General features: G+C 49.0%; 10 protein-coding genes. 1 reads left to right on the forward strand and 9 read right to left on the reverse strand.

Going from position 1 to position 11,880, the window contains the following annotated elements:
* Nucleotides 1–508 precede the first annotated feature (508 nt).
* The 9 genes from DNK06_RS05220 to tviB form a co-directional block, all read right to left on the reverse strand.
* Nucleotides 509–1,366 carry a hypothetical protein gene (locus tag DNK06_RS05220; RefSeq protein ID WP_131178981.1) on the reverse strand — a complete coding sequence of 286 codons (858 nt, stop codon included), beginning with the start codon at nt 1,364–1,366 and terminating at the stop codon, nt 509–511.
* Entirely contained in the window at nt 1,359–2,318 is a 960-nt protein-coding gene (locus DNK06_RS05225) for a Gfo/Idh/MocA family oxidoreductase (protein ID WP_131178982.1), read from the reverse strand. Before DNK06_RS05225 ends, DNK06_RS05220 begins: the two co-directional genes overlap by 8 nt.
* On the reverse strand, nt 2,315–3,286 hold the full coding sequence (locus DNK06_RS05230; RefSeq protein ID WP_165493612.1) for a Gfo/Idh/MocA family oxidoreductase: 972 nt from the start codon (nt 3,284–3,286) through the stop codon (nt 2,315–2,317). The genes DNK06_RS05225 and DNK06_RS05230 overlap by 4 nt, the downstream gene beginning before the upstream one ends.
* Before the next feature lies 1 nt (nt 3,287).
* Complete coding sequence (locus DNK06_RS05235) at nt 3,288–4,001, reverse strand: acylneuraminate cytidylyltransferase family protein (protein ID WP_131178984.1); 714 nt, start codon at nt 3,999–4,001, stop codon at nt 3,288–3,290.
* Nucleotides 3,998–5,071 carry an N-acetylneuraminate synthase gene (neuB, locus tag DNK06_RS05240; RefSeq protein WP_131178985.1) on the reverse strand — a complete coding sequence of 358 codons (1,074 nt, stop codon included), beginning with the start codon at nt 5,069–5,071 and terminating at the stop codon, nt 3,998–4,000. Before neuB ends, DNK06_RS05235 begins: the two co-directional genes overlap by 4 nt.
* On the reverse strand, nt 5,068–6,225 hold the full coding sequence (neuC, locus tag DNK06_RS05245) for a UDP-N-acetylglucosamine 2-epimerase (RefSeq protein ID WP_131178986.1): 1,158 nt from the start codon (nt 6,223–6,225) through the stop codon (nt 5,068–5,070). Before neuC ends, neuB begins: the two co-directional genes overlap by 4 nt.
* 48 nt (nt 6,226–6,273) lie before the next feature.
* On the reverse strand, nt 6,274–7,485 hold the full coding sequence (locus DNK06_RS05250; protein WP_131178987.1) for a glycosyltransferase family 4 protein: 1,212 nt from the start codon (nt 7,483–7,485) through the stop codon (nt 6,274–6,276).
* Nucleotides 7,486–8,604 (reverse strand): glycosyltransferase family 4 protein, encoded by a 1,119-nt coding sequence (locus DNK06_RS05255; RefSeq protein WP_131178988.1) that lies wholly within the window; start codon nt 8,602–8,604, stop codon nt 7,486–7,488. It abuts the gene before it with no gap.
* 73 nt (nt 8,605–8,677) lie between these two features.
* Nucleotides 8,678–9,955, reverse strand: a complete 1,278-nt coding sequence (gene tviB / locus DNK06_RS05260) for a Vi polysaccharide biosynthesis UDP-N-acetylglucosamine C-6 dehydrogenase TviB (protein ID WP_131178989.1) — start codon at nt 9,953–9,955, stop codon at nt 8,678–8,680.
* Nucleotides 9,956–10,992: 1,037 nt separating this feature from the next.
* On the opposite strand from tviB, the gene DNK06_RS05265 reads away from it, so the two are divergent.
* Nucleotides 10,993–11,846, forward strand: a protein-coding gene (locus DNK06_RS05265; RefSeq protein ID WP_131178990.1) for an IS5 family transposase whose coding sequence is annotated in 2 segments (ribosomal slippage) — nt 10,993–11,335 and nt 11,335–11,846 — 855 coding nt in all. Because the reading frame shifts where the segments join, the coding sequence is not laid out codon by codon here.
* Nucleotides 11,847–11,880 lie beyond the last annotated feature (34 nt).

Here is an 11,880-nt window from a genome sequence, read left to right on the forward strand (position 1 = left end):
CGGCCACGCCTGCGGAGGGTGGCCAGTTGAAAAACCAATCGATTCAAACCAGGAATCAGCCCTAAAAAACGAGTGTGAGGTATGTGAACCCACTCAATACACAAACCTGATGAAAAAGGAGAAATGTCTGCCGCTACAAGATAATGCGAAACAATAGTCAAAGACTCAATAGATTCCACATTGGACTTGAATTGCCTCTGAATAAAATCAATTACATTGAGATAACACCGGGCCTCCACTCTCAACTCTGACAGACGCAGAGCACGACGCATAAGAGTGGCGTCACAATTTGAGTCACCTATACACTCGATATTACGATCAATACAGCGTTCAACAATAGTAGATTCTTGTAGAGCATTGAGTTGGGGGTTATCCAAACGCGAACAAGGTATGGGCAGTTCGGGCAGCAACGACTCATGGGCAGAGAAATGATAAATACAGTCAACGTCCATGACGGCCAACTGCCAGGCGCTCATAGCATTTAGCGAACCAAGCACAATAGCCCCTCTCATACCGCATCCGTCTTAGAAACTAAGACACCATGAACAGCAGCCAGACTCTTATTGTAGGCACCCGCCCTCAATATAATGCTTGCAAATGACTTTATTTGCAGAAAGGCAACCCCGGTCAAAATAGCCATATAGCCAACGTGACTACCGTGCGAGGAAAAATAAAGCTTGGTAGCAATAAGACTGAGTACTATGGAGACAGATATTATTGAAATAATTACCAACGCTATATAATTAGGCAACAATAGTACCTTATAAAAACCCAAATGTTCCTCACTCCCCACATAACTATCCAATTTGTTTCGTGTCGAAACCGGCTTATAGCGCTTTGCAGAAAAAATGACGCCTTTCCTAAGAAGCCATATCCCAGAGCACGCAATGAACACAAAAATCATCAATGAATAAGGTGTAATGAATGCCCACAATATGGAAACCGCAATAATCAACCCCAGCGGTACGACAACATCGAGAACCGATATCATTAATTTGACGATATTTTTCAGATCCCCCTTTGTCATAGGGCTCTTATCAGCAATACTCTTCTCAACGACTACGCCCTCGAACTTAAATGTTGCTTTCAGCGCACACATTTTTGAAAACAATGAGAAGACTGTAGAGCAAATAAAACCTATCGCGCCAATACATGGATAGATATAGGACTCCACCGACACCCCAACAAAACTTACAATGTAAGAATTAACATGGCCGCCTACCCAGCCAAAAATGAACCAGATGGAAGCGACCTGCATTGCAATAAACAAAAAACGAAACCCCATACTTGCAGTCACGAGTATGGGGGCCGCTTTCACAAAGTTCACCAGCACAGGTGCCAGTTTACTTTTGTAGAAGTTAAGCATGCGCTGGGTAACCCGCTATTTCGCAAAACCAAGGGAATATCTCTTGGAGTTCATCAAGCGAACATAAATGACCTGTATCTACCGAAAGAAAACGCTCGGTCTGACGATATAGCCCGGGTTTGAATGCTTTTTCAATCTCGTCATCAAGCGGGATTTCCTGCTCTGTCACCGTACCTTTGCGGGTTTCCAGCAGCTTTTCCACCGGACACAAACGCAGCTTGCGCAATGGCGTGAATAGCTCAAGCCACCAGCGACCTGCTGACCCCCAGTCTGAGCCGTAGGAAAAGAGTATGTCACGCTTGCTGATGCCCGCACCGGCGAAGACCTTGGCACTCGGGTGCCAGTCCAACGCACCAGTGCGATAAGCCGTGAGCGCTTTGGGTGCTCCCGCAAAATGAAAGGCCAGATCGATCACGTGGGTGGAGTTGGCCAATAGCCAGCGAGCCTTCTCGTGCGCATCTTTTTCCAGCCCTTCGATCACGTGAGCCCACTCGGTAAAGTCGAACTTCACCATCTCGAGACCACCATCCGCCTCAATGATTTCGTGCGCTTTGATAATCGAGCTGAAGAAGCGACGATTATAAGCGATGAAAACCTCGGCAGCCTTTTCCTTGGCTAGCTGGCTGGCATTCTCCAATTGCTGACGCTCGAGCACAAAAGGTTTTTCGACCAGTATTCTTTTGGCTCCCGCGTGCAACAAGCTGCATACGTTATCGTACAGTTGAGTCACATTGGTGGTAACGATGCAATGACTGAAAAGGGTAAGATCGAGAGTAGCGAGATTGGCATCCAAGCCACCAGCCAGCGCAACCACGCCTGTGTCGCGCTCGAACGCTTGCACACCGCTTGCACTGCGCCCGACAACCGTTACGGAGGTATCCAAGGCCCGCAGAACCTTGATGTATTCCTTGGCCATTGCTCCGCTGCCGACGATCAGAACATTGTTTGTCATGTGATGGGCACCATTCTCATAAGGTTTTCTTCATGCTTCGCTGCGTACAACTCGTAGGCGGCATCGATAAAAGGTCGATGCAAGGCCATCGATTCGGAAAATACAGTTAGCCCACACTGCTGATCCTGGATGATTGCATCGACTAGCGGGCCTGTCAGCTCGCTCTGGTAAGGTTGGCGGAAATCCACGACTCGGGCACTACCGTCGCGACTCGTTACCTGCGCACGACCTGCAACTTCATCAATCAAATACTCTTCGATAGGCGTAACGATCCTGATCTTGAAGTTGACGCCAGCGGCGGACTCATTACAGACAATCTTGAATTCTGGACCAGATGCAAAGTTGCCGCTAGCAACCCCGAAGAACTCGATATAGTTGCTGCGTTTGCTCGGTACTATTTGCTGCACGCCTCCCAGGTTTATGTCATAGACATGTCGCCCGGCCAGGAAGCTGAACAGGTCAATAAAGTGGATGGCGTTACAGGCCATACCAAAATTTTCACCGACAACCTCGATGCTGCTAATGGGCGTATTCGCCAGTAACGAGCGCAACTGGATATAAAACGGATTGAGGCGACGTGGGCAGTTTACCCAGGCACGCGCCGCATACTGATCGATCAATGCCCTGGCTTGGTCAATATCGGATACCGAATTGAATGCCACTTTCTCCAGCACCAAATCTTTAGCCCCCAGAGCCAATACCCGCTTGAGGACATCCAGACGCCCAGTCGCAGGCGTGGCATCGATGACGATATCGATCCCCGAAGGAACATCATCAAGAGAGCGATGAAAGCTGATGGCTTTTTCCGGGAGATCAGTAGTCACTTGTTGAAAAGCTGTTTCGGCCAGTGCTCGCGCCTCGTCAAATGGCTCCACTACAAAAATACGAGTGGCACCTCGACTGTTCTTCAAGCTTTGCAAATGGCGGCGCCCAAGGTTGCCTGCCCCAACCAATAAAATGTTTTTCATTTTAATGCCTAGATAAAGAGTGCCAAAAGGTGGCGAGCATATAGTCGTGATGGGTATCCACATCGGTCGATGACGGAATATCCATTTCATAGGCGTAGGTTTTTTCGTTATAGAAAAAACCCGTGGCCATGCTGAGGGCCTTTATATCGTATATATATATGGCTCCATTCAAGCGATAGCGTTGAGCAAGATCCTGGGAGCGTTTTTGCGTGTTAAGGGTCTCGCCAAATTTTTCCATACTGCCCTGCGGGCCGAGCTCGGCACACCACTCGACTGGATGTTCAAGTTGGCAGACGGACACTACCGCTTCTGCCTCACGCGCCTCGAAGAGTGCGACCGCTTCCCTCAGGTGCTTTTCCGTACGCAATGGCGAGGTTGGCTGCAGGACGATAACGGCATCATAAAAGTGATCGCGCTCTGCAAACCACTGAATGGCATGCAGGATGACGTCAACGGTTTTGGCACTATCGGTCGCCAGAGACTCGGGACGCATGAAGTGTATATAGGGCCCGTAATTGACCACTTCATCTGCAATCGCCTGGTCGTCGGTAGTGATGCAGATATCACCGCTGAGCCCTGCATGCTTGGCACAGAGAATCGCTCGACCAATAAGTGAGTGCTCTGCAATTTTCATCAGGTTCTTACCTGGCAAGCGCTTACTGCCACCACGTGCCGGAATGACCACAAGGTAGCGCTTGTCTGTAACGGAGCTCAAATACTCTCTCCCGATGAATAAGCTTTCGATGCGGGCTTGCCAAGCAAGTCCCAGTACTGGTTTGGTAGCAAACCCGTAGCTGACCGCTTGATTTCGATATTGTTCCGGGTCAAAGGTTCACCGGCAGCGATATCCTGTGCAGCAACAATGTACTTGCGAGCCACTTCCAGATTTGCCAGTTCGCGCTGCGTTGGCGCCTTGACTTTAGGCTTGAGGGCCTGCTCCAGATTACGTATTGCCTGGACAAAAGCCTTGAATTCTTCAGGTGAAGCAGAAGCTGCGTGATCCGGCCCAGCCATTCCCTTATCCAGGGTGATATGTTTTTCAAGGCAGCGGGCCCCCAGGGCAACGGCGGCACAACAGGCCTCGATACCTAGCGAATGGTCTGAATAGCCTACCGAGAACTTGTAGGCGTCACGCAACTGCCGGATGGCATCGAGGTTCAGATCGCCCGGGCGCGCCGGATAATCGGTGACGCAGTGCAAGATGGTGACCTTGCTTTTGATCTGCTCCATCGCTTCAGCCGTGAAGTAATGGTGCTTCAACCAGCGGTAGCTGCTGGGCTCCGCATCCGTGGCCTCCAAGTAGCCATATGCCAGGGCGGCAAGAGCGTCTTCGACCTCGGACAACGTGGCCATCCCCGTGGAAATGATGACATCGATTCCAGTTCGGGCGTGCTCGATCAATAGAGGCAGATTGGTAAGATCCCCGGAGCCGATTTTGAGAGACTTAGGAGCGGTATCCCGCACGATGACCTCAAGTGACTCGCTGTCGAAGCAAGTCGTCATGAAATCTATCTCGCATTTTTTGCATTCTTCGCTCAATTCAAGAAAGTCTGCATAGCTCAGCTCAAGCCTCTTGAGCATTTCTGCTTGCGTACCACTACTTGCATCATTCTCGTTTTGATACTCGGCCTTTCGTGCCGTACCAGTTACCAGTTTTTCGGTGACGAATGTCTGGAATTTTACAGCATCCGCGCCACACTCGCTGGCCGCACGCACCAATTCCTTGGCCAAGGCCAGCGAACCATTATGGTTCACACCAGCCTCCGCAATTATATAAACGCTCATAATTTAAATTCCAGATCGAAGAACTGTTTACCCAGATTACCAGATATGCCGTGCTTGCGGAACTCGGTAATAATTGTACGAGATGGAGAACTGCCCTGGTATGGGTTTTCCGCTGCAGACAGTTGTGCAGCATAAGCATCCGACAAAGCCGTGTGTATCGCATTCGCAATGCCTTGGTAGTCCAGCGGCACATCAAGTGTGGCAGGAGAGCGGATACGGCCTTTCTGTCGATCGCCAATATTGATGATCGGTCGTTTGAAGCTGGGCATTTCGATAATTCCGGAGGAAGAATTACCTATATACAGCTCACAATATTTCATCAGCGAAAGATAAATATCCCGGTGCAATGACTTGATCAATATGACTTGCTCTGGACATGCGGCAGAAAACTCTTTTATAGCGCTGATGATTTCCCTGCTCATGGCATCCGAGTTAGGGTATATGATGACTTTGACGATATCGGGGTAGTCTTGCAAGGCTCGCAGTAGGCCTTCGATATTCTCGGAGTCCTTGTTAGTTTCTGGGTGATATACGACCAGCATGTATTTTTGACCATGGGGCAGGCCGATAGTCGTTTCCAGAGTTTCCCGGGGAAGAATGGGTTGTCTATTCATCGACTCCAACCCCAGTGCGCCACACCTGATTACGTTATCAGGATGCTCACCCATCTGAATCACACGGCGCCGATACTCCTCGGTCGAGGTGAAATGCAAGCTGGCAAGCTTGGTGATGGCATGCCTGACCTTATCATCCACCGCCCCTTCCGTTACCTCCCCGCCGTGCAGATGCACTATTGGTATTTTTGCAATCATAGCGGCTTCACAGGCAGCCAGCAGCTCGACCCGGTCACCGAGCACGACGAAATAATCTGGTTTTTCACGAGCGAAGTAATCAGCAAGCGACATTGCCAATAATGCAGAAGATCGCGTAATCGCCTGAGGCGAATCATCTGCAATCAAATTAGCGAAACACTCTGTCGGCTTGAAGCCATCTTTTATAATATCGGCGACGGTATATCCATACTCATGCGAAAGATGAGTACCACTGACAATGAGCTGCAGATCAAAGTCCTCACTCTCATCCAGCTCTTTAACAAGCCAATAAAGAAGACCATATTCTGCACGCGTGCTAGTGAACACAGCTATTTTTTGCATACTTCTCCCTGGACAGCCCTAGCTGACGCTCCTTCAAATAAGTGACCTCTACAGTGAAGCCGACTTGATAATGGCTTCATTATAAAACCGTTCAAATAACACATCGCGCGAATAGTGATTCATCGCGTACTCATGTATCAGCTTAGAACTAATGCGCTCGTTTGCAAGATAACACCTGAGTCGCTCCGCACTGGCGCGCACATCTTGAGTCAGGACTAACCCCAGCTTATTATCTTCAATGACCTTCGCCTGCCACCCCAAATGATTGATAATGATTGGCTTGCCGGCAGCAAGTGCATCGAAGAATTTATTTGCTGAATTATTATATAAGGCGGGAATGTTCTTTACTGTAGAAAAACAAGCATCGGCATGTTGTATGTATGCAATAACCTGTTTCTTGCTCATACTATCCAGTATGAAGACCCGATCTTCGAGGTGTTCCTCCTTGATGCGACGCTGCAAATGACCTTTTTCTGCACCCTCGCCAATAAGTAAAAATTTTATTCTAGCACCCGCCTCCAGTGCAGCAGCGATATCTAGAATATACCCCAAGCCATTGACATACCCGAATGTACCGGCATACACACACACCTTGGTGCCATTTTCAGTTTTTAACCTAGTTATAATGCCTGGCTGCTCATATTTACAAGCAAACGCTGCCATATCACATGCGTTTGGCACGACAACGACTTTTTCGGGAGCAACGCCTTTCGTAATGATGCCTTCGGCAATGCCGGAAGAAAGCGCGATGACCTTTGTTGAGTACGCATAGACTTTCGCTTCAAAAAGAAATAAAAGCCTGATGATATATTTATTCCTTATAATGTTCATCGCCACCGGCACATCCGGCCAGAGATCCCTGACCTCGAAAACCAGAGGAACTCTTTTAAAAAAACAGTACACCAGCGCGGGTACTGCAATCGTAAGTGGCGTGCTGGACGCGAGCAACACATCGCGCTTCTTTATAGCCAGAACATAAAACGAAGCAATCAAAATAAACAGAAGAAAAGACAAGGCCCTGCGCAGAAAGGACATTTCATTGCTGTAACTTACATGGATAATGTGAAGACGCACCCCGTCTATTTCTTCTTTGCTGAGAAGGTGCCACCACGCCTTCTTTTCTACTGGATAGAATGCAGTCGATGTCACAAGATCGACTGCATTGCCTTTTTGCACCAGCCGCTTAGCAAACTCATAAGACCGAACACCACCATAATAGGAGGGCGTCGTAAAGTACTGATGCAAATATAATATCTTCACTCAATAGACTCTTTTCAACAAGAACTCTGCACGGCGATTCCAGCTGAACGCCTCGACAGGGTTACCGGCATCCTGGAACGTCAAACCGTTTGGAAAAGCAGCTAATGCTCTTGATATTGCATCGGCAATGCTGCGCTCACAACGCGACTCGCAACTGAAGCCAACGTACCCTTCAGGGTAAAGCCCATCTATGCCCTGCCCCTTGCTGTAGACGATAGGGACACATTGGCTAATCGCCTCCATGTAGACCAATCCGAACGTTTCAAAATGCGATGGCATAACTAGCACTGCCGCGTCTGCAAGGTACCTGCAGATCGTAGCGTGCTCCGTGACTCTAGGAAAAAAAAACACTCTTTCCCTTATATGACCGGGGAGTTCACCATAAACGGCCTTGTAGTCCACATAGTCACCACCAACGACAGTAAACGTAGCCTTCTCGCCTAACGCCAATGAAAAGAACCCTTTGATTGCGCTTTTTATATTCTTGTTTAGGTTGATATCGCCCACATAAATAGCATTGAACCTTCCCTGCCCGCAAACTGGCCGTTGCTGCTTCAAGTGTTCAATCCAGTAATCATCTACGGCACTTCCAAAGAATAGCGATTTCGACTTGCACAGCTGATACTTTTTCTCAATAACTTCTTTGTGTGCAGGCGAAATAAAGAGCACATATTTCGCTTCGGCCAACACTTTCCGAACAGCCCATCGCCAGTGCGGCAACGCCCGCTCAAACACGTTTACGTCCGTAGACCTAACACTCAATACATATGGCACCGAGTATCGTTTAGATAAGAAATAAGCAAGAAAACCGTCGCTGTACAACGTGTGCGCATGAACGACATCGACGCCCTCGAGCCCTTTTCCTTTTGACAAATAGCTGAATGCCCCAAATAAAGAAATCAATTTCCAGGAAAAGAATAAACGCGTAAAAATGCCTAAGCATTTTGTGTAGTATACATTGACGCCAGGACTGGAAATATTGTTCACTCCGCGGTGCTCTGCCTTGCGAATCGGCACCCATACATGCTGGTCGCCCCCACCAGAGGCAGCCACGGCCTCGATTAGACGCCGATGAACCTTAGAGCCAATATAATAAGAGCACAAATGTAGAGTTTTCATTTCCCAACTCGCTGCAGGTGTGCCTACTTGACCGCCATATGAAAACAACCCAGTCCGAACCAGGAAAGCGTCTTCAAAGCCGCAAATCCGCTTCACTCGCGTCCAGGACGTATTTCAAGTCGTAGATGACTCTATTCTTTTTCGCAAAACTGCGGATAGAGGGTGCCCCTAATGCCTTGAACTCGTCATGCGCCACAGCTATCAAAATGGCGTCATAAGCGCCTGTTTCTGGATGCGACAATAGTGTTATGGCGTGCTGAGCCTTTGCTTCATGGGGACAGGCGACAGGATCATATATATCCACCTTGACGTTATAGTCCAACAACTCCCTGACTATATCCAGTATTCTGGAGTTACGCAGATCAGGACAGTTCTCCTTGAACGTCACACCCATTATTAAAACCCTGCTGGATGGCACATCCATTTGGTGCTTCAGCATTGTTTTAATCAACTGGCTTACAACATAAGTTCCCATTCCATCATTGAGCCTTCGACCAGCAAGAATTACTTCAGGGTCGTATCCCATCAGGCATGACTTGTAGGTAAGATAATAAGGATCAACCCCTATGCAGTGCCCTCCGACAAGCCCCGGACGAAACGGTAGAAAATTCCATTTAGTCCCGGCCGCATTCAACACTGCCTGCGTGTCGATCCCTAGCATATTACATATGATCGCCAATTCATTGACCAAGGCGATATTGAGATCCCTCTGCGTGTTTTCTATTACCTTTGCCGCTTCTGCCACCTTTATACTTTCTGCCAGATGCGTCCCCGCCAGAACGACTTGACCATATAATTCATCGACGAACTTTGCCGCTTCTTTAGTTGACCCTGAAGTAACCTTTACAATATTACTTATCCGGTGTTTTTTATCACCGGGATTGATACGCTCAGGACTATATCCCACGTAGAAGTCGTCATTAAACTTCAAACCAGAGATTCTCTCCAGCTCAGGAACACACTCCCCCTCAGTCACCCCTGGGTATACGGTGGATTCATAAATCACGTAGTCGCCAACGTTCAACACCGAGGCGACCATTCTGGTGGCGTCCATCAGTAGATGCAGATCCGGCCTTTTATACTTATCTATGGGGGTTGGCACCGTTACGATGTACACGTTGCAGCGCGCAATATCATTCAACTCATCAGTAAACGTGAGCCCCTGGGCTCTCGACAGAGCCAGCTCGTCAGCGGATATTTCCCCCGTTCTCTCAACACCGATGGACAGCTGACCTATACGCTCGGAATCTATATCGAACCCTACAACCTTATATTTTTTAGAAAACTCAACAGCTAAAGGAAGACCAACATAGCCAAGCCCCAATACTGCAATTTCAATATCACCTGTCATTGCTGCTTTCCTATACTGCTAATCTACTAATCGCCAATAATTCATTTAGTGTCGCACCTGATCAACTTCGCCAAGAAACGGTTAGAAAAACCTTTCTTTTTAATCCATCCCGGACAGCTTGACGATATCTCATTGCGACTAGGACTTTATTTTGGCTTATATAAACGACACTCAAGCTACTCCTTGTCGATGATCGCAAAACCTTTTCGCTGCCCATCTGGATCATAACTGATGTAATACGCTTCTCTATATCACTTAGCGAGCCAGAAAACTCATAAATATACTTATTGTCGCACCCATACTGATTTCTTTCCTTTTTTATTGATAATGGCCTGGATCCAAAATCCACGCCTATCTTTTCTTTAAAATAAATAGAGGTCTCAGTATTTCGCGTAGCCTTTGTTATATTATCTCCATCACCCTGATCACAGCCAGAAACCACCAAAGCACATAATAAAAATAAAAGCTTCATCCTTAACATAACAACATTCGCTTCATGCATAAATCCTTAAGCAGCCAGGGTATACCTAGTAAAAACCCCAGTGATGAATTTTACCGGTGATTGCCAAATAAGCGAACCTTAAGTGGAAAACCGGTACCCTCACCTGCTCTCAGGCTTCTACCATCCGCTCATGAGCAGCTCTACCCGGATTCTTCCAACCGTTAATGAGTTCGATTACAAGCTCCTTGAGCTTATCCAGCATCCGTGTTGAGACCATTTTGAGCACTCGTTCGAACCTTGTAGGCTTCGGCCTGGTTTGCCCTTCGTGCCAAGCCACCACTGACGTGAAACACGGGTTCACACATCTGGACACGGCCCGTGAGACGCTCGCGCGTAGACGTATATGACTTTCAGATTGAGGAGGAAGTTCGCGGCATTAAAATTGTCATGGCATTGCCTTTCACGCTCATATTGCATCGCAGGCAAAGCGCACAAATCAGCTTCTGGTAAGCCGTCACGCAGGATGGCAGCCGCTAGGTTCTGTACGAAAAGTCGGTGCGGGTAGAATTGCCGCCATGATTGGCTGGAGGCCCGCATGGCAAAGCGCTACGAACTCCCCGATGCAGCATGGGAGTTGATCAAGGATCTGGTTTCCCCGGAACAGAAGATGGGCCGGCCGCGCAGTGATGATCGGCTGTTGCTCAACGGCATCTTCTGGATCCTCTGCTCCGGGGCCGCCTGGCGCGACCTGCCCGAACGCTTCGGCCCGTGGTCAACGGTGTATCAACGGTTCCGTGATTGGCGAGACGATGGCACGTTTGACCGAGTACTTGAGCGGTTGCACGTTCGGTTGAATCAGGAAGGCCTGATCGATCTGGACACCTGGATGATCGACTCCACTGCGGTACGTGCAACCCGAGCCTCTTCAGGAGCCGGGAAAAAGGGGGGCCAGAAGAACCGGTAGACCATGCGTTGGGACGTAGCCGAGGCGGCCTGACCACCAAGACTCACCTGATCTGCGATGCCAATGGGATACCTCTTCGCTTCGTGCTGTCGCCAGGACAGGCCAGCGACATTGCACATGCTCAGCCGCTCTTGGATCAGGTGCGTATCCCCGGAAAGTCGGGACGGCCTCGTAAGCGCTGCCGTTGGTTACTGGCAGGCAAAGGTTACGATGCCGAGCATCTGCGCCAGTACTGCGACCGTTACCGCATGCAGCCGGTGATTCCGCAGCGCACCATGAAACGCAAAGCCAAGCCAGGACTACCCCGGCTGTTTGATCGTCCGAAATACCGGCAACGGAACATCATCGAGCGGATGTTTGGCTGGCTGAAAGAGAGCCGGAGGATCGGCACCCGCTACGACAAGCTCGCCAGAAGTTTTGGCGCGATGGTCACGCTGGCTTGCGCGCTGCGATGCCTACGGCAGTACTTTTCGTACAGAACCTAGACGCGATATCGCCATCGGCTTGAGTCACCACAGG

The sequence above is a fragment of the Phytopseudomonas daroniae genome, from assembly GCF_004327285.1.
Classification (GTDB): domain Bacteria; phylum Pseudomonadota; class Gammaproteobacteria; order Pseudomonadales; family Pseudomonadaceae; genus Aquipseudomonas; species Aquipseudomonas daroniae.